This window comes from Streptomyces sp. TSRI0281 (assembly GCF_001905125.1).
GTDB lineage: Bacteria > Actinomycetota > Actinomycetes > Streptomycetales > Streptomycetaceae > Streptomyces.
This window is the reverse complement of record NZ_LWLE01000003.1, coordinates 281,957-299,131: the sequence shown is the minus strand read 5'-3', so window position 1 is coordinate 299,131 and position 17,175 is coordinate 281,957. Positions and strand designations below refer to the sequence as shown.

The following is a 17,175-nucleotide window of genomic DNA, read 5'->3' as shown; positions in this document are numbered from 1 at the left end:
GATCTTGGACAAGCCCCCCTTATGGGGCGATTTCACCTTCGCGTCTGCCCATCCGGGCGCGGTCGGCGGCGGCCGTGCCATGGGTCCATCCCGCCATGTCCGTGGCGCCCCGGACCCGGGTGGTGGTGGTGCGCGGGAACATCCGCTCCGCGGTGTCGGTGACCGCGACGTCCCGGGCGGCCAGGACGGGGAGCAGGCCGCCGGGGGCGCCCGTCGCGGTGCCGCCGCCGTCGCCGTCCGCGGTGCCGGCGTCCGCCGCCGCGGTGACCCGTTCGGTGTCGGCGGCGAGGCGGCTGCCGAGGCGCTGGGCGTACGCCATCAGGAAGGACTGCCGGAAGGTCTTGGTCCGCTTACGGCCGCCGGCGCGCTGACCCGCCTCCGCCGCGGTCATCGCGGCCGTGCCCTGCACCAGCAGCGAGGTGAAGAGCAGTTCCACCGCCTCCAGGTCGGGCTCGAAGCCGACGACCGTGGTGAAGCCGAGGTCGCTGTTCCACACGGCCCGGCAGCGGTTCGCGGAGGCCACGGCGTCGAGCAGGATCGCCTTCGCCGTCTCGTACGGGGCGTCGACCCCGATCCGGCAGGCCCCGGGCGCCTGTGTGCTGTGGCTCCGGGCGGCGAGCAGCGCCTCGTCGATGCTGTGCCGGGCCATCAGCTCCTGCGCCTTGGTGGTCAGCGCCTCGGCCTCCTCCGGAAAACCGGTCGCCTCCGCCTTCGCCAGCAGGGCCCGGATACGGGTGAGCATGCGGGGCTCGTCGTGGGCGGGCGGCAGGTGCAGGTGGTCGGTGACCGTGCCGGGCGGCGGTCCTACGGGCTCGATCGAGGGCAGCCGCAGCAGTACGCGGTACAGCTCCAGCAGGCCGACGGCGTACGAGAACCGGTCGGGGCGGTTGCGCGGTACGGGGGCGGGGAGGTCGGCGAGCTGGGCCCCCCAGCGGGGCGGGAGGGCGGCGTAGCGGGCGGTCTCGGCCGTGATCAGGGTGGCGGCGAGGGCGGCACGGCTCTCGTCGAGCTCGCGCCGGACGAAGCGGACGAGGTCGGCGGGGTGCCAGCCGCGGTCCCAGGCGCGGCGGACGAACTCCTCGCCGCGGTGGTGCAGGGCGTCGTCGGCCGTGGGGGCGGCGGCGAGGAGGGAGGCGCCGGTGTCGAGGGCGGGGTCGCCGTCGGAGTAGAGGGCTGCCGCGAATGCGTGGTCGATCACCGGGTCCATGCGGTCAGGGTAGGCGGGGGAGGGCGGCGCGGCCGTGGTGCGGGTGGGGCGCCTGCGGCGGGCCTGTCCCCTACCCGCCCCTTCCCGAAACCGGGGCGCTGCCCCGGGCCCCGCTCCTCAAACGCCGGAGGGGCTGGGAGTGGGGTCGCCGGCCCCGGGGGTCGGGCTGTCCTCAAACGCCGGACGGGCTGGGGGTGAGGTCGCCGGCCCCGGGGCTCGGTGTCCTCAAACGCCGGACGGGCTGGGATTGGGGCGGCGGGAGTGGGGTTGGGGGGTGCGGGGGTGGGCGGCGGAGCTGGGATGGGGACGCCGGCCCCCGGGGCTCGGGAAAGGATGCCCTCAAGCGCCGGGCGGGCTGAGGTTGGCCGGAGGGGCTGGCGTTGCCGGCCCTGGGGCTCCGGGCGGGCTTCAGGGGAGGAGGACCAGTTTTCCTCGGACGTGGCCTGCTTCGCTCAGTTCGTGGGCTGTTCTCGCGTCGGCCAGGGGGAAGGTCCGCGCCACCGGTACGCGGAGTTCGCCCAGGGCCGCGAGGCGGGCGTTGCGGGTCAGGCGGGTCGGGGAGGGGCCGGTGCCGCCTGCGGAGAACGTGATGCCCAGCTTCTGCGCGTCGGCGTCCGCGATGGTGACGATCCGGTCCGTCGTGCCGCCGCGCAGTTCGATGGAGTCGGGCAGCGCGCCGCGGCCCGAGGCGTCGAACACCGCGTCCACGCCCTGGGGTGCCAGCTCGCGGACCCGTTCGACCAGGCCGTCCCCGTACGCCACCGGGACCGCGCCCAGGACCCGCAGGTAGTCGTGGTTGGCCGGGGACGCGGTGCCGATGACCGTGGCGCCGCGGGCCGTCGCCAGCTGGACCGCGGCGGAGCCGACCGCTCCGGCCGCGCCGTGCAGCAGGAGGGTGTCGCCCTCGGCCACCGCCAGTTCGTCCAGCACGCGGGACGCGGTCTCGGTCGCGATGGGCAGCGCGGCGGCCTCCTCCCAGGCCAGGCCCTCCGGTTTGGGGGCGAGGGAGCCGACGTCCGCCAGGGCGTGGGTGGCGTAGGCGCCGGTGGCACTCCAGCCGAGGACCTCGTCGCCGGGCGCGAAGGCGGTGACGCCCTCGCCGGTCTCCTCGACGACCCCGGCGAACTCGCTGCCCGGCGTCGCGGGCAGCGGCGTGGGGAAGACCGGCTCCATCCAGCCGTGCCGGATCTTGTAGTCGATCGGGTTGACCCCGGCCGCCCGGACCCTGACCCGTACCTGGCCGGGGCCGGGGCGCACCTCGTCCACCTGCGCCAGGTGCAGGACCTCGGGGCCGCCGAACTCTTCGTAAAGGATCGCTTCCATTTCTCGATCCTCGCGGCCGGTCCTCCGTCCGGCGACCCGGAGGTGAGGTCCGGGCCGCTGTCAGTGGCGGCTGCCAGACTCGGAGCCATGACCGAACGGTGGGCTCTGGCCACGGCAGAGGGCGGCGGTGCGCTTCTCGTGCCGCTGGAGCGGGACGGCACGCCCGCCGGTCCTGTCCTCGCCGAGCCCGACCTCGTCGAGGCGGTCCGGTCGCGGCCCGATGTGGCGCGCTGGGTATGGCGGTCGACCGGCGAGATCTATCCCCGGCTGCTCGCCGCCGGGGTGCGGGTCGAGCGGTGTTACGACATCGAGTGCGCCGAGCTGCTGCTGCTCGGGCACGCGGGGCGGCTGGGCGAGCCCCGGTCCGCGGCCGCCGCCTGGGCCCGTCTGAGCCGTCTTCCGGTACCTCCCGACCCACCGCCCCGTTCCGCCGAACCGGGCTCGCAGTCCTCGCTCTTCGAGCCGCCCTCGGGGACCGATGTGCCCTTCGAAGGGCTCCTGGCGGTCTACGCCGATCAGGTGCGGCGTCATGACGCGAGCGCCCACCCGGAGCGGATGCGGCTGCTGACCGCCTCCGAGTCGGCCGGGATGCTCGTGGCCGCCGAGATGCACCGGGCGGGCCTCCCCTGGCGGGCCGATGTGCACCGGGACGTGCTGAACGACCTGCTGGGCGAGCGGTACGCGGGCGGCGGGGAGCCCCGCAGACTGGCCGAGCTGGTGGACGAGGTGTCGGCGGCGTTCGGCAGGAGGGTGCGCCCCGATCTGCCCGCCGATGTCGTGAAGGCGTTCGCGCAGGCCGGAATCAAGGTGAAGTCGACCCGGCGCTGGGAGCTCGCGGAGCTGGACCATCCGGCGGTGGAGCCGCTCATCGCGTACAAGAAGCTGTACCGGATCTGGACGGCGCACGGCTGGAGCTGGCTCCAGGACTGGGTGCGCGACGGACGTTTCCGTCCGGAGTACCAGCCCGGTGGCACGGTCAGCGGGCGCTGGACGACCAATGGCGGCGGAGCGCTGCAGATCCCCAAGGTGATCCGGCAGGCCGTCGTCGCCGACGACGGGTGGCGCCTCGTCGTCGCCGACGCCGATCAGATGGAGCCGCGGGTGCTGGCCGCGATCTCCCGCGATCCGGGTCTGATGGAGGTGGCCGGTCATGACGGCGATCTCTACAAGGCGCTGTCCGACCGGGCGTTCCACGGCGACCGGGAGCACGCCAAGCTCGCCCTGCTCGGCGCGATCTACGGCCAGACGTCCGGTGACGGCCTGAAGAATCTGGCGGCCCTGCGGCGGCGCTTCCCGCGCGCCGTCGCCTATGTCGACGACGCGGCGAAGGCCGGCGAGGAGGGGCGTCTCGTACGGACGTGGCTCGGCCGCACCAGCCCGCCCGCCGTCGGGGCGGACGACGACGCGGACGGCGAGGCCGGGATTCCTCAGGAGGAGGGGGAAGGGGAAGGCGCCGAGGGAGGACGTGCGGGAGAACGCGACGGCGAGTTCATCCCCGGGTACGCCTCGTCCAACTCCCGTGCCCGCGGGCGCTTCACCCGTAACTTCGTGGTGCAGGGCAGCGCCGCCGACTGGGCCCTGCTGCTCCTGGCCGCCCTGCGGCGGACGCTGTCCACGGCCGGTCTCCGGGCCGAGCTGGTGTTCTTCCAGCACGACGAGGTGATCGTGCACTGTCCGGCCGAGGAGGCCGACACGGTCGTCGAGGCGATCCGCGCGGCCGGGGAGCTGGCCGGGCGGACCGCCTTCGGGACGACACCGGTGCGGTTCCCGTTCACCACAGCGGTCGTGGAGCGGTATTCCGACGCCAAGTGAGCGCTATTTCTGCTGGAGCTTCAGCCACTGGGTACTGGTCGCCAGCGAGATGAGCTGCTTCATGGTCAGCGCGGGCTCGGCGCGGGTGGCGGGCGTCGACTGCTCGCCGGAGTTGAACGCGGAGACGACGACGCGCATGCCGTCCGTGCGCATCGTGTCGGCCGTCCACCAGACGACGCCCTCGCCGCCCTTCTCCCCCGGCTGCTTGGCCGTCTTGAGCTTCGTGCCGTCGGGCAGCGTCTTCGCACCGGCATACAGCTCGTCGGCGGCGTCCCGCATGTCCCGCTGCACATTGATCTGCACCAGGGACCTGCCCTTGCCGTCGTCGGCGACGACATAGGCGTACTCGTCGCCCTCGTGCCGCTTCTCCACGATCGGGAGGCCCTTGGGCAGGAGCTTGCGGAAGGTGGGCATGAGCTTCGTGTAGTCGAGCTCCGGGGAAGGGGCGCCCGCGGGCGGGGTCCCTGGGCTCTTGTCGCTGTCCGTCCTGTCCGGCTTCAGCTCCAGGGCCAGCCGGCGCCACTCCTCGGCCTTGCTCAGCTCGGCGAGCGGTTCGCCGCCTCCGCACCCCTTCGACGCGACGGGTCCCCGGAAATGTTTCAGACGAACGGCGGAAGGGCCCCGTCCACGCGGAAGTTCACGTGGACGGGGCCCTTTGGGCGGTGGTGCGCACCTGCTGCCGCGCGTCTACCCGCGTTCCCACAACGCGGGGACGTTCGGCGGTTCCCAACCCGCCATGGCCACATGGGCCTGCAGGCAGCGGTAGGCGACCCCGCCGTGGGTGACGCGGTCTCCCGCGCGGTAGGAGGCCCCGGCCGACCACGTTCCGCCCGTGGGCGGGTCGGTCGGGGGTTGGGTGGGCGGATCGGTCGGGTCCGGTGTCTGGGCGATGTCGAGGACGAAGTCGAACGTGCCCTGCCGCCCGTTCCCGACGCTGCGCACGTTCATCAGCAGCGCCGGATCGAAGAGCGCGTCCGTGTTGTTGCGCGGCTCGTCGGGGAAGTACAGCTGCGTGGTCAGGACCCGGCCGCCGGGGGCCTGGACCTTCACATGGATGTGCCGGGTGCGGCCGGGGTAGAGGCCCGCCACGATCGTGGTGAGGCTGAACGCCCCGCCCTTGTCGGTGAACTGGTGGCCGCGGAAGGCGAATCCCGACATGTCGTACGCACCGTTGGTGTCGGCCTGCCAGAAGTCCAGGAGGACTCCCGCGATGGGCTTGCAGGCCCGGCCGAACACATAGCCGCTGACGGTGAGCGGTATGCCCGGGGTGCTCGGTGTCACCAGGCTGGTGCGCAGCGGGGAGTTGGGCTTGAAGTACGGGCCCTCCATCTGCGGCGGCGTCGGGTCGTCCCCGTCGTCGCAGGCCGGGGTGGGCGTCAGCGGGGCACCGCCGGAGCCGGCGTCACGGGCGAGCGCGACGCCCCCTCCGGCGAGCAGCGGAGCGGCACTCGCGACGAGCGCGGCTTTCAGGATGCTCTTACGGCTGATCCGGCGGTTGTGGGGGAGGTCGTCGCTTGCTTCTGGAGTCATGTCGGATTCCTCGGGGTTCCTCGGAGCGGGGAGGTACGGGGAGGCAGAGCGAGGCAGAGCGAGGAGAGGCGGGACGGAGGGGAAAGGAGTGCGGTGCGCGGGGAGGCGCGGGGTCGGTCAGACCTGCTGCCAGAGCGCGGGGACGTTCGGCGGGGTCCAGCCCGGCTGCGCCTGGTGGCCCTGGAGACAGCGGTAGGTCGATCCGCCGTACGTCACCGTGGCGCCGGTGGCGTAGGTCGTCCCGGCCGCCCAGGTACCGCCCGGCTCGGTCGGCGGATCGGTCGGGTCGGTCGGCGGATCGGTCGGGTCGGTCGGCGGATCGGTCGGGTCGGTGGGCGGGTCGGTCGGCGTGCCGCTGGTGACCAGCGTCAGCCCGTACGCCTGGAGCGCGGGGTTGACCGGCTGGAAGTACGTCGTACCGCCCTGGGAGCAGTTGCCGGAACCGCCGGAGGTCACGCCCTGCGCCTGGCTGCCGGTGAGGAACGAGCCGCCGGAGTCGCCGGGTTCGGCGCAGACATTGGTGCGGGTCACCCCGGAGATGGTGCCCTCGGGGTACGTGACGCTGGTGTTGAGCTGCTGGATCGTGCCGCAGTGCCAGCCCGTCGTGGAACCGGAGCGGCAGACGGACGAGCCGACGACGGCCTGGGTGGAGCCGGTGACGGTCACATCGCCGTTGCCGTACCCGTTCACCAGGGCGCGCGGCGTCCAGTTGGCGTTGGTGGCGACCCAGGAGTAGTCGCGGCCGGGGAAGGTGGAGCCCTGGAAGGAACCCTGCGCCTGCTGGTTGTACCCGCTCGTGCTCACCCCCGGGGTGCCGCAGTGACCGGCGCTCACGAAGCCGTTCTGGGTGCCGCGCTTCACGGGGAAGCCGATGGAGCAGCGGCCGGAGCCGTTCATGTAGTACGCGTCGCCGCCGCGCAGATCCGCGTAGGTACGGGGCTGCTCGGTGGACGCGGCGACGGTCACCAGATCACGGCGGACCCCGGCCGCGATGAGGAACGTGTCGGCGGCCCGGGGGTTCGCGGCGTTGACGACGACCCGGTTGGCGCGTACGTCGACGTACCAGACGGGCACGCCCGCGGGCGCCTTGCGCAGGGCGACCGTGTCCAGCGCGGCCTTGGCCGCGTCGAGGCGGTCCAGGCTGTGGCCGACGACCTCGGCCCGCGCTCCCGCCTTCGTGATGCTCGCCGTCTCGGAGGCGTCGGTGGTGGCGACGGTGAGCGTCGCCCGGTCGCCGCTCACCCTGGCTCCGGCGAAGCTGGCGCCGAGCGACTTCTCCAGCCCCGCGGCGACGGCCGCGGCCCGGTACTCGTTGCCGATCCGGCTCTTCGCCTCGTCGGCGTCCAGGCCCAGGTCGCGCTCCATGGCCCGGAGCAGACCGGGCGAGAGGCCGGCCGCGGCGGCCGGGGTCGCGGCGCCGGTGGGGTCGGCCGACGCGACACCGGTCAGACCGGCGAGACCGAGCGCGCCCACCGCGACGGTGGCGGTACAGGCGGCGAGGGCGCGTCTTCGGAGCTTGGCGTTGTCCACGTAACTCTCCTCGGTGTCGGGGCACTTGGGCTCGGGGGGTGGCGGCCCAAGGGGAGTGCCGGGCTCCCGGGTGGGGAACCCGGGGTGAGCCGGTCTCGGGAATTGCCGAAACCGTAGTCGCGCACCGGAGGGCCGAGGAGATCCCGTTCACCCCCTCACTTCGCGTTATGGGGCGGGCCCCGGAGTCCCCGGCCGACCGGCGATTACGCGCCCGATCAGCACCGGGGACCTCCGGCGGCTCCCTTTCGCGAGTACGCACGGGTAGGTTCGGCCCCATGCACACAGGCCAACTTCTGGGCTCGGGACGCACCGCCGATGTGTACGCACTCGACGGCTCCTGGGTCCTTCGCCGCTACCGCGACAGCACCGACACCACCCCCGAACTGGCCGTGATGTCCTATCTCTGCGCCTTCGGTTTCCCGGTCCCCCGCATCGGCCCGCGCGCCGACGGGGCCCGCGCCACCGATCTGGTGCTGCAACGGCTGACCGGTCCGACGATGGCCGAGGCCCTGCTGACGGGCGCGCTGGAGGCGGCGGAGGGCGGCGCGCTGCTCGCCGGGCTCCTGCGCGAACTGCACGCCATACCGGCCCGCCTCTCCCCGGACCCGGAGGAGCGCATCCTCCACCTCGACCTGCATCCGGAGAACGTGATGCTGACGGACCGGGGGCCGGTGGTCATCGACTGGAGCAACACCGTGGAGGGCCCGCCGGGGCTCGACCGGGCCATGTCGGCCCTGATCCTGGCCCAGGTCGCCCTCGACCCCGCGTTCCTGGTGGCGGGGAAGGGGCCGGCGGCACAGGAGGCGGCGAACCCGGCGGAGGCAGCGGGGACGGCGACGGGAGCGCCCCGGACTCCGGCAGCGCCCGCGGCCACGGGCGTCCGGTCACTGCTCACGGCGCTGCTGACGGAACTGGCCGCCGACGGCGGTGTGTCCGTCGCCGACCTGGCCCGCGCACGGGCCCGCCGGGCGGCGGACCCACGGCTGACGGAGCCCGAGGCAGGGGCGCTGGACGAGGCGGTGGCGCTCGTACGGAGCCATGTGCCGTGATCCGGATACGGGGGGGGAGGGGCGGGGTGGACGTGCGGGCGGTGGGCGGTGACTTGCAGCCGCCGGTGGGCCGGTCCGCGACCGCTCACGTGCCGGGCCGGCGCTCTCCCCTTCCCCGGACGCCCTCGCGCCCTCACATGCCGCGCGGGGCCTCCGTCCCGCCCTGCTCCCGGACGACCGGGAGCGGGGACGGCAGGCCCCACTCGCTCCACGATCCGTCGTACACGGCCGTCCCGCGGTAACCCGCCAGCTCGGCCCCCAGCGCCAGCACACAGGCGGTCACCCCGGACCCGCAGCTGAGGACCAGCCGCTCCCGCTCCCCCACCAGGTCCCCGAAGACGGCCCGCAGTTCCGCCGCCGGGCGCATCCGGCCCTCGTGCTGGAGCTCCCCGAAGGGCAGGTTCACCGCCCCCGGCATATGGCCCCCGCGCAGCCCGGCACGGGGCTCGGGGGCGGTGCCCGAGAACCGTTCCCGGGAGCGGGCGTCCAGGACCGCCGTCCCCGGCTCGGCCAGGGCCGCCACCACGTCCGCGCTGTCGGCGAACAGCCCCGCGCGCGGTCGCGCCGTGAAGTCTCCCGGGGCCGGTGCGGGGCCAGGGGCGCCCTCCTCCACCGGCAGCCCGGCCCCCACCCAGGCGGGCAGCCCGCCGTCGAGCACGGCGGCCCGGTCGAAGCCCATCGCGCGGAGCATCCACCAGGCGCGGGCGCTGGAGTAGACACCCGCCGCGTCGTAGACGACGACGGTGTCCGTGTCACCTACGCCGAGGGCGCGCAGCTCCCGTACGAACCGGTCGGCGCCGGGCATCGTATGGGGCACCGGTGAGGAGGGGTCGGACAGCGCCCCGTCGATGTCGAAGGTCCGCGCGCCCGGGATGCGCCGGTCCGCCCCGCGGTGGGCGCCCACCGACGCGTCGAGCACCACCAGGCCCGGCGTCCCCAGGCGCGGCGCGAGCCAGCCGACAGCGACCAGAGGTCCGGGCAGGGCTCCGGGCAGGGCTCCGGGCAGCGGGGGCACGGCGCCGCCGTTCGGGCGGGCGTACGGCGATTCGTCCTCGACCACGATCACTCCAGGCGTACCGGTCCGGGCAGGACCGGCGTCCGGGCAGGACCGGCGTCCGGGCCCGGGGACATCGTCCAGGTCCAGGAACATACCGCGCGTGCTCCCCGCGCTCTCCGGCGCGGTGCTCGCCCCGCCATATCCGCCCGCCAATTACCACGCCGCGCGGGCGTGCGGACTCCGGGGAACGACGGCACCGGCCATTGCGCTATACCGGCCGAAGGGTCCGGAGAATCCGCTCCAACAGCCCTTTCATTCCGCGCCGTTGGGGAGCCGACAATACCTGTGAGCAGCTCCGGGGAGAGCCCGGCGGGGAACCCTGCGCGGAACCCCGTGGGATCACTATCCGTCACCGATATCCGGCCCGCCGAACACCCTGCATCGATTCATCGAAAGATACCGGATAAAGCGACCGAAACAGGCTGCGGACTATTGCATTCCGGGTAACCGCGCCCGAGGTCTCCGCCGCGTGACCGGCTTCCGCAATACCGGTTCACAGGATTCCCCGCCGGATTGGACCCCACCGCACGAAATCCACCCGGGGCAGGTACGGTAACGATCTTGCCGCCGCGCGCCGGACAGCGACGACGACCTCGTCGTACCTGCTCAGGGGCGTACGCGTGCCCCATCCGACGGCTCGCGGCGGGCCGCGGCCGGAGAGGCCACCCGGAGACCGGCCCGCCCACCCGACGCCCACTATGCTCAAATTATGCCGAGAAACGCGACACGCATTGATGCGAGGAATCTGCATTGACTTTGTGCCGCATGTAGTGATCATTGGAAACATGCTTCCTGTTGCCCATTGCCCGCTTTCGACCAACGCCGCTCGGCCGTCCGCGAGTTACGGGCCGACCGGCCAGGGGACCGGAGTGTCAGGGGCGATACCCGGTGGTCGCACCGGCTCCCGGACGCAGCAGTGCATCACGATTCCGGAGCCCGACCGTCCGCGTGCGCGTTCCAGCCACCTCGTACAGGAACGGTTCATGGCGCCCGAATGCCGTGGGGCATACGACCGGGATGGGAACATGCAGTGACCCGCACGCTGTCCTTCAAACTGCTGGGGCCGTTGGAGATTTCGGCGGACGGCGAGACGATCCGGGTGAGCAGCGCGCGCCAACGGGCCGTACTGGCAACGCTGTTGCTCTCCCCGGACCGCACCGTATAGGTGGCGGCCCTGACGGAGGCCGTGTGGCAGGGGACTCCGCCGACCACCGCACGTAACCAAATCGCCATTTGCATTACTACGCTTCGTAAGCTTTTCCGGGAAAAGGCTTCGGTCGAAGATCTGATCGAGACGCGGCATCCTGGTTATATCCTCCATTCGAAGAACTGCTATATCGATCTTCAGGATCTGAGCGAATCCGTCGCCCGCGCCCGTCTGACCTCGGCGCACGACGAACGCCTCGACGAGGCCACCGCTCTCTTCGAGCACGCCCTGGCCCTGTGGCGGGGGCCCGTACTGGAGGGACTGGCGGGCGACCGGATCGACGACACGGTCACGCAACTGTCCGAATTTCGACTGGACATCAACGAGGAATACGCCGCACTGCAACTGCGCCTGGGCGGACACCACTCGGTCATCACCCGGCTCACCGCTCTGGTCAAGGAGCACCCCCTGCGCGAGCAGGCCAGGGCCCACCTCATGCACGCCCACAACCTGGCGGGACGGCGTGCCGAGGCTCTCCAGGTGTACCGGGAGGGGCGCCGGGCCCTCGTCGACGAACTGGGCATCGAACCGGGACCCGCGCTCCAGGAACTGCACCAGCAGATCCTTCAGGACGCGAACGAGCTGGAGGGGTTCAGCGAGCGGCCCGCCGCCACCGCACCCCCCGCCGCCGCCCTCCTGTTCCCCTCGCTCGCCCCTTTCCGCGCCGCCTCCCCCGCGCCCGCTCCCGCCCCCGCCGACGCGACCGTGGACACGAACGCGGACCGGGGCATGTCGGCCGCCCCCGCGCACACCCCGGCCCGCACCCCCGCGCACACCCCGGCCCCCGCACCCGCCCCCGCACAGACAGCGCCCCGGGGGGGCGGGGCCGGGTACGGGGTCAGCAGTGCCCCGTGCCGCCCGTGGCCACGCAGGTGCAGCCGTGCCCCTCCGGCCCGTACAGCCGGCGGATCGGCTTGATGTCGCGCGGACGCCTGCTGTGGTAGACGAAGGCGGGCGGCAGGTTGCCCCACACGGTGCGGCCCGCCACCACCTCCTCGAAGTTCACGCCGAGCATCCGGCGGAACCGCCTGGCCGGCGCGAGCCGCATCGCGTGGACGTATCCGAAGGTCGTGAACGCCCCGTCCACCGGGAGCACATCGCGGACGGCGCAGAGCGTCTCGTGCTGCACATGTCCGGGCAGCGACACCCAGGGCAGACCGCTGATGACGACGTCCGCCGTGCCGTGGCCGCACTCGGCCAGCAGCCGGGGCAGCCGGGAGGCGTCGGCGGTGAGCACCTCGACCCGTGGGAAGCGTCTGCGCAGGGAGTCGGCCAGCCGGGGGTTGATCTCCACGGCCACATGGTGACCGCGTCCGCCCAGCAACTCCTGGATCATTCCGGTGAACGCGCCGGTTCCCGGGCCGAGTTCGACGACCACGGGGTCACCGGCCTCGGGTACGGGTGCCGTGACCGCCGCAGCGAGCCTGCGCGAGCTCGGCGCCACCGCGCCGACCTGCAAGGGGGACCGCAGAAACTCATGGAGCATCACCCCGGTGTCGCTCGTCAACGTGCTCTGCCTCTCAGGTTCGTATGGTGATGGCCGCTCGCTGTCCCGGGCCCGGACGGCCCGGGGCCGCCGTCGGCCCCGGACCGCTCCGGGCCCTGCCGGAGCCCGGACTACTCGCGCATCCCGGCCAGTTCGACCGGCCGGACGCGCAGCGCGAAGGAGGCGGGCAGGACGGCGGACACGGTGGCCAGTACGGCGCTGGCCGCGACGACCGCGCCGACGGTCCCCCAGGGCACGACGACCGCCGACCACACGTCCAGCAGTCCCAGCGCGCCCCACACCCCGAGCAGATTGAGCCCGGCGACGGCACCGCCGATCACGGCCCCCACCGCGACCACCACCAGCGCCTCCACCGCGACCAGGCGCAGGACCTGGGCCTTGGTGGCGCCGGAGAGGCGGAGCACCGCGAGGTCGCGGACCCGGTCGGAGGTGGCCATCACCAGGGTGTTGGCCAGGGCGATGCCCGTGTAGACGAGGGCGATGCCCAGGATCATCAGCAGCCCGAGCCGGGTGTTCTCGCTGGAGCGCGGGTAGTGCTCGTCCACCCATGCGCTCTTCGTGAGCACCTCGGTCCCGGTGGCCGCGCCCGCCTCGCGCAGGGCCGCGGCGACGGCCTCCCGGTCGGCGCCGTCCTTCACCTTGACGTCGATCCGGTCGATGCCCGCGCCCGCGGCGTTGCGCGGGGTCAGATACACCCCGTTGCTTCCGGTGCCCGTGCCGAGGACGGCGGCGACCCTGAGCGAGACCTTGCGGCCGTCGCCCAGCCAGACGGAGACCCGCTGCCCCACGGTCGTGGTCAGCCACTCCTCGTTGACGACGATGCTGCGGTCGTCGAGGTCGGTGAGCCGGCCCGCCACCACGGGCAGGTCGGACACGGCGGCCAGCCCGGCCGGAGTGACCGCCCTGGCCTCGGACTTGACGAGCGCCGTGCCCTCTTCGAGCACGGTCACCCCGGTGGAGCGCGACGCGCTGACCGTGGCGCCCTCGATGTTCCGGGTGCGCTGGACGAACTGCGGTGAGATCGCCCGGCCTTCGCCCTCGGAGGCCACGACGAAGTCGGCGACGGTGTGGTTGCGCGCCTCGGTGGCCTTGGCCTCGTTGATGGTGGCCGTCGTCCCCATGAGCGAGGCGGCGAGGGCGACGGTGATGATGACGGGGGCGGCCACGGCCGCCGTCCTGCGCACTCCGGCGGCGGCGTTCTCCCTGGCCAGTACGCCGGTGGCGCCGGGCAGTTGGGCGGGCAGCCAGGTCAGCAGCCGGGTCAGCGGCCGCACCAGGACCGGGGCGAACAGGGCGAACCCGACGATCAGCAGCATCGGCTGGGTGATGTAGGTCTTGCGCTTGAGTACGTCCCCGGGGTCGGAGACCAGCGCCATGCCCAGCAGGCCCAGTCCGGTCAGCAGCACGAGCGTGGCCATCAGCCAGCGGCTCACCGGCATCGCCCGGCTGTCGACGGCCGATTCGCGCAGCGCCTCGGTGGGGCCGACCTTCCCGGCCCGGTAGGAGGAGACCAGTACCCCGGCCATCGCCACGAACAGTCCGGTCCAGAAGGCGGTGTGCAGCGGCCAGGTCTGGTCACCGATGGCGAACCAGTGCGGCGCGATCTTCACATCGACCATCCAGGAGGCCAGCCGCGGCGCTCCGGCGGCCCCCAGCCAGCAGCCCGCGGCCGAGGCCAGGACGCCGATGACGACGGCTTCCGCGTACACCATCCGGCGCACCTGGTTGGGGGTGGCGCCCGCCGTGCGCAGCAGGCCGAACTCGCGCCTGCGCTGAGCCACGGCGAAGGAGAACGTCGAGGCGACGACGAAGACGGAGACGAAGCCGGTGATGGCCGCCGCGGTGCCCAGCAGCGCGTTGACGGAGACCAGTGCCTCGTCGTCGCGGTCCGGGTCGGGGTCGGCGCGGCGCCGGTCGTCGCCGGTGAGGACGGTCAGGCCGGTCTTCTCGCCGGCCACCTCCCGTACCTTGCCGGCGGCGGCGTGCACCACCACGGCGTCGATGGCCGGGGAGATCCTGGCGGCCTCGGCGTCGGTGAAGAACACAGCGGTCTCGAAGCCCGCGGCCGCCACGGTGCCGACCACGGTCCTGGTGCCGGTGCCGGCCGGTGTGGCGACCCGGATCCGGTCCCCGGTCCGCACATCGGCGCCGGGCCCGGCCGTGACGACGACCTCGCCGGGCGCCGAGGGGGTGCGTCCGCCGGAGAGTCGGTACGGGGTGGAGCCCGCGACCGACCAGGGGTGGCCGACCGTCGCCTCGACATCGCCGTCCAGGTTCGCGTCCTCGACGGTGACCGGGAAGGTCCGGTCCTGGACCGTGCGGCCGAGTCCGGCCAGTTCGGCGGCCAGCTTCGCGGGCACCGGGCGCGGGTTGTCGAGCGGCTGGGTACGGACGCCGATCGGAGTGTCCACACGGAGCCGGTCGGACGCCTGGACGACGACGGGGGCCTGGGCGAACCGTTCGGGGCCCCGGTCGGGGGCGCTGAAGGTGGCCGCGAGCGCGAGCCCGGTGGTCGCGATGAGCCCGACGCCCAGGGCCAGGGCGATGAAGGAGCCGACGAAGGTGACCCAGCGGGTCTTCATGCCCTGCAGTGCGAGGCTCAGCACGGGACCGCCGCCAGCTTCGTCATGCGCGCGGCGACCTGCTCGGCGGAGGGCGAGTACAGCTCGTCCTGCACCACGCCGTCGGCGAGGAACAGCACCCGGTCCGCGTAGGAGGCGGCGACCGGGTCGTGCGTCACCATGATCACGGTCTGGCCGCGGTCCACCATCGAGCGGAGCATGGACAGCACCTCCCGGCTGGTGGTGGAATCCAGGGCGCCGGTCGGCTCGTCCCCGAAGAGCACCTCGGGGCGGGTCACCAGGGCGCGGGCCAGGGCCACGCGCTGCTGCTGGCCGCCGGACATCTCACTGGGGCGGTGCCCGGCCCGCTCGCGCAGCCCCACCTGTTCCAGTACCTCCAGCACCTGGGCCCGCTTGGGACGGCGCCCGGCCAGTCGCAGCGGGAGCGCCACGTTCTGCTCGGCGGTCAGCGAGGGCAGCAGGTTGAACGCCTGGAAGACGAACCCGATGCGCTTGCGGCGCAGCAGCGTCAGCTTCTTCTCGCTGAGCCGGGTCAGGTCCGTGTCACCCAGGAACACCTGGCCGCTGGTGGGCCGGTCCAGTCCCGCGGTGCACTGGAGCAGGGTCGACTTGCCGGAGCCCGACGGGCCCATGATGGCGGTGAAGGTGCCCTGGGGAATGTCCAGGCTGACCCGGTCCAGCGCGGTGACCGCGCTGGCGTCCTTGCCGTAGGACCGGGTGACCGAACTGAGCCGGACGGCTGCTTGATTCATGGTGTCCACTCAATAGGGCCCGCGCTTCCGACACATCGGAGCGGAGCGGAATCTTGGTGGTGGAGATAGCTCCACCTTTCTGTGCACGATGGCTGCACCGGTGCCGAAAAAGCAGCGAACCGGAAGGCAGGAAGCTGCGCCGACAGGACCCTGCACGCCCGAGGACGTCCGTCGGCCACTTCGAGGCCGGATCATGACGTGCACGAGTGGGGCCGGCCGAGGCCCCGAAGGGGTGGATTCGCGTGGCGGTCATCGACGCCGAAAATGGGAACCAGTGGTTCCGGACGTACCGGAGGGCCGGGAAGGTCAGGGCCAGGCTGGTCTGCTTCCCGCACGCGGGCGGCACGGCGACCCTGTTCCACCGCTGGCCGGGACGTCTGCCCGCCGATGTGGAACTGCTCGCCACCCAGTACCCGGGCAGGCAGGAGCGGTTCGCCGAACCCTGCGTCGAGACCATGGACGAGCTGGCCGACCGCATCACCGACGCGCTGGAACCCGTGGTCACCGGCGCGCGGCGGCTGCCGATCGTCCTGTTCGGCCACAGCCTCGGCTCCGCGGTCGCCTACGAGGTCGCGCGCCGCCTCGACGCACGGCACGGCGTCGTCCCCGCCCGCGTCATCGTGTCGGGACGCGGCGCGCCCCACACCGAGCGCGGCGGCACCCTGCACACCTTGGACGACGAGCGGCTCATCGCCTCGGCACGGCGCCTGGGCGACGTGGCCTCGTCCGTGTACGACGACCCCGATCTGCGCCCGCTGCTGCTGCCGTCCCTGCGGGGCGACTTCCGGCTGATCGAGTCCTACCGGCCCCGCGACACCACCCCGCTCGGGGCACCGGTCACCGCGGTGGGCGGGGACCGCGACCCGGGCTGCCAGGTCGCGGAACTGGAATCCTGGTCCTCGCTCACCACGGCCGGATTCGAGAGCCGGGTCTTTCCCGGCGACCACTTCTACTTGGTGCCGAAGGAGGCGGAACTGCTGACGTTCATCGGCGACCGCCTCTGAACCGTCCCGCCGCGCCGCAGCGACAGGAGCGCCGGGAGCGAGGTGGTGACGAGCAGCAGCACCGAGGCGCCGGCCAGTACGCCGGAGCCGCCCCACTGCTGCCACGAACTGCCCGCCAGGAGCCCCATCACCACACACGCCGGGGCCCACAGCAGACTGCCCACGACCGACCACAGCAGATACCGCGCCCAGGGCACCCGCACGGTACCGCTCATGACCGGAACCATCGTGCGCAGCGCCACATTGAACCGCCCGAGCAGCACCGCCCGGCCGCTGTACGTACTGACCGCGCTCAACGCGGCCCGGTACTTGCGCGATTGCGTGACCCGGGCGGGCAGCCCGGCGGCGATCCTGCCCCCCACATCCGTCCGACGAGATGACCGAGCACATTGCCCGCCACCGCACCGAGCACCGCGACGGTGAGCGCACCGGCCAGCGGAAGCGTGCCGTGGTGGGCGAGCACTCCGCTCACCACCAGAGCGGTCTGGGAAGGAAGCAGCATGCCCAACACCGGAAGCACCGGTTCCATCGTGGGTAGCAGGAACACGATCACCAGCGTCAGCCAGACAGGCACGGCTGACAACTGGGTCTGGAGCCAGTCCATGGAAGTCCCCT

Annotated in this window: 16 protein-coding genes; 5 read left to right on the top strand and 11 right to left on the bottom strand. The window is 72.9% G+C overall.

Annotated features, from left to right (window positions below; translation table 11 throughout):
* Positions 1-19: 19 nt before the first annotated feature.
* Both A6A29_RS09625 and A6A29_RS09620 read right to left on the bottom strand, forming a co-directional pair.
* Positions 20-1,207, bottom strand: coding sequence for a DUF2786 domain-containing protein (locus tag A6A29_RS09625; protein WP_073719574.1), 1,188 nt, complete (start codon positions 1,205-1,207; stop codon positions 20-22).
* 408 nt (positions 1,208-1,615) lie between these two features.
* Positions 1,616-2,530 carry an NADP-dependent oxidoreductase gene (locus tag A6A29_RS09620; protein ID WP_073719573.1) on the bottom strand — a complete coding sequence of 305 codons (915 nt, stop codon included), beginning with the start codon at positions 2,528-2,530 and terminating at the stop codon, positions 1,616-1,618.
* Between the two features lie 87 nt (positions 2,531-2,617).
* Between A6A29_RS09620 and A6A29_RS09615 the strand changes: the two genes are divergently transcribed.
* Complete coding sequence (locus A6A29_RS09615) at positions 2,618-4,342, top strand: bifunctional 3'-5' exonuclease/DNA polymerase (RefSeq protein WP_073719572.1); 1,725 nt, start codon at positions 2,618-2,620, stop codon at positions 4,340-4,342.
* Positions 4,343-4,345: 3 nt separating this feature from the next.
* Here the strand turns inward: A6A29_RS09615 and A6A29_RS09610 are convergent, their stop codons facing one another.
* The 3 genes from A6A29_RS09610 to A6A29_RS09600 all read right to left on the bottom strand — a co-directional run bounded on the left by A6A29_RS09610 (position 4,346) and on the right by A6A29_RS09600 (position 7,402).
* Complete coding sequence (locus A6A29_RS09610; protein WP_073719571.1) at positions 4,346-4,756, bottom strand: hypothetical protein; 411 nt, start codon at positions 4,754-4,756, stop codon at positions 4,346-4,348.
* A gap of 273 nt (positions 4,757-5,029) precedes the next feature.
* Complete coding sequence (locus A6A29_RS09605; RefSeq protein WP_073719570.1) at positions 5,030-5,872, bottom strand: dioxygenase family protein; 843 nt, start codon at positions 5,870-5,872, stop codon at positions 5,030-5,032.
* Between the two features lie 117 nt (positions 5,873-5,989).
* Positions 5,990-7,402, bottom strand: coding sequence for a carbohydrate-binding protein (locus tag A6A29_RS09600; protein WP_073719569.1), 1,413 nt, complete (start codon positions 7,400-7,402; stop codon positions 5,990-5,992).
* A gap of 275 nt (positions 7,403-7,677) precedes the next feature.
* On the opposite strand from A6A29_RS09600, the gene A6A29_RS09595 reads away from it, so the two are divergent.
* Positions 7,678-8,451, top strand: coding sequence for a phosphotransferase (locus A6A29_RS09595; RefSeq protein ID WP_073719568.1), 774 nt, complete (start codon positions 7,678-7,680; stop codon positions 8,449-8,451).
* Between the two features lie 133 nt (positions 8,452-8,584).
* Here A6A29_RS09595 and A6A29_RS09590 read toward each other — a convergent pair whose 3' ends face one another.
* Entirely contained in the window at positions 8,585-9,601 is a 1,017-nt protein-coding gene (locus A6A29_RS09590; protein WP_079182672.1) for a sulfurtransferase, read from the bottom strand.
* A gap of 937 nt (positions 9,602-10,538) precedes the next feature.
* Between A6A29_RS09590 and A6A29_RS47490 the strand changes: the two genes are divergently transcribed.
* Together A6A29_RS47490 and A6A29_RS09585 are read left to right on the top strand one after the other, a co-directional pair.
* Positions 10,539-10,673, top strand: a complete 135-nt coding sequence (locus A6A29_RS47490) for a hypothetical protein (protein ID WP_274535793.1) — start codon at positions 10,539-10,541, stop codon at positions 10,671-10,673.
* Positions 10,674-11,633, top strand: coding sequence for an AfsR/SARP family transcriptional regulator (locus A6A29_RS09585; protein ID WP_073719567.1), 960 nt, complete (start codon positions 10,674-10,676; stop codon positions 11,631-11,633).
* Here A6A29_RS09585 and A6A29_RS09580 read toward each other — a convergent pair.
* The 3 genes from A6A29_RS09580 to A6A29_RS09570 form a co-directional block, all read right to left on the bottom strand.
* Positions 11,554-12,222 carry a class I SAM-dependent methyltransferase gene (locus A6A29_RS09580; protein ID WP_107468173.1) on the bottom strand — a complete coding sequence of 223 codons (669 nt, stop codon included), beginning with the start codon at positions 12,220-12,222 and terminating at the stop codon, positions 11,554-11,556. The two genes, A6A29_RS09585 and A6A29_RS09580, sit on opposite strands and share 80 nt — an antisense overlap.
* Before the next feature lie 110 nt (positions 12,223-12,332).
* Positions 12,333-14,828: an ABC transporter permease gene (locus A6A29_RS09575; RefSeq protein ID WP_073719565.1), complete on the bottom strand. Its 2,496-nt coding sequence runs from the start codon at positions 14,826-14,828 to the stop codon at positions 12,333-12,335.
* Positions 14,822-15,556 carry an ABC transporter ATP-binding protein gene (locus tag A6A29_RS09570; protein WP_073719564.1) on the bottom strand — a complete coding sequence of 245 codons (735 nt, stop codon included), beginning with the start codon at positions 15,554-15,556 and terminating at the stop codon, positions 14,822-14,824. The genes A6A29_RS09575 and A6A29_RS09570 overlap by 7 nt, the downstream gene beginning before the upstream one ends.
* A 242-nt stretch (positions 15,557-15,798) precedes the next feature.
* Here A6A29_RS09570 and A6A29_RS09565 point away from each other — a divergent pair, with 242 nt between their 5' ends.
* Positions 15,799-16,560, top strand: coding sequence for a thioesterase II family protein (locus tag A6A29_RS09565; protein ID WP_107468172.1), 762 nt, complete (start codon positions 15,799-15,801; stop codon positions 16,558-16,560).
* Here the strand turns inward: A6A29_RS09565 and A6A29_RS46355 are convergent.
* Positions 16,506-16,856 (bottom strand): DedA family protein, encoded by a 351-nt coding sequence (locus A6A29_RS46355; RefSeq protein ID WP_241838401.1) that lies wholly within the window; start codon positions 16,854-16,856, stop codon positions 16,506-16,508. The genes A6A29_RS09565 and A6A29_RS46355 overlap by 55 nt on opposite strands.
* Positions 16,853-17,164: a DedA family protein gene (locus A6A29_RS46350; RefSeq protein WP_241838400.1), complete on the bottom strand. Its 312-nt coding sequence runs from the start codon at positions 17,162-17,164 to the stop codon at positions 16,853-16,855. Before A6A29_RS46350 ends, A6A29_RS46355 begins: the two co-directional genes overlap by 4 nt.
* Between the last annotated feature and the right edge of the window lie 11 nt (positions 17,165-17,175).

Bases quoted from the DNA above. Each gene is read 5' to 3' on its own strand.
- A6A29_RS09570 (WP_073719564.1), bottom strand. From the start codon at position 15,556: ATGAATCAAGCAGCCGTCCGGCTCAGTTCGGTCACCCGGTCCTACGGC.
- A6A29_RS09615 (WP_073719572.1), top strand. From the start codon at position 2,618: ATGACCGAACGGTGGGCTCTGGCCACGGCAGAGGGCGGCGGTGCGCTT.
- A6A29_RS09620 (WP_073719573.1), bottom strand. From the start codon at position 2,530: ATGGAAGCGATCCTTTACGAAGAGTTCGGCGGCCCCGAGGTCCTGCAC.
- A6A29_RS46350 (WP_241838400.1), bottom strand. From the start codon at position 17,164: ATGGACTGGCTCCAGACCCAGTTGTCAGCCGTGCCTGTCTGGCTGACG.
- A6A29_RS09625 (WP_073719574.1), bottom strand. From the start codon at position 1,207: ATGGACCCGGTGATCGACCACGCATTCGCGGCAGCCCTCTACTCCGAC.
- A6A29_RS09595 (WP_073719568.1), top strand. From the start codon at position 7,678: ATGCACACAGGCCAACTTCTGGGCTCGGGACGCACCGCCGATGTGTAC.
- A6A29_RS09605 (WP_073719570.1), bottom strand. From the start codon at position 5,872: ATGACTCCAGAAGCAAGCGACGACCTCCCCCACAACCGCCGGATCAGC.
- A6A29_RS09590 (WP_079182672.1), bottom strand. From the start codon at position 9,601: ATGTTCCTGGACCTGGACGATGTCCCCGGGCCCGGACGCCGGTCCTGC.
- A6A29_RS09610 (WP_073719571.1), bottom strand. From the start codon at position 4,756: ATGCCCACCTTCCGCAAGCTCCTGCCCAAGGGCCTCCCGATCGTGGAG.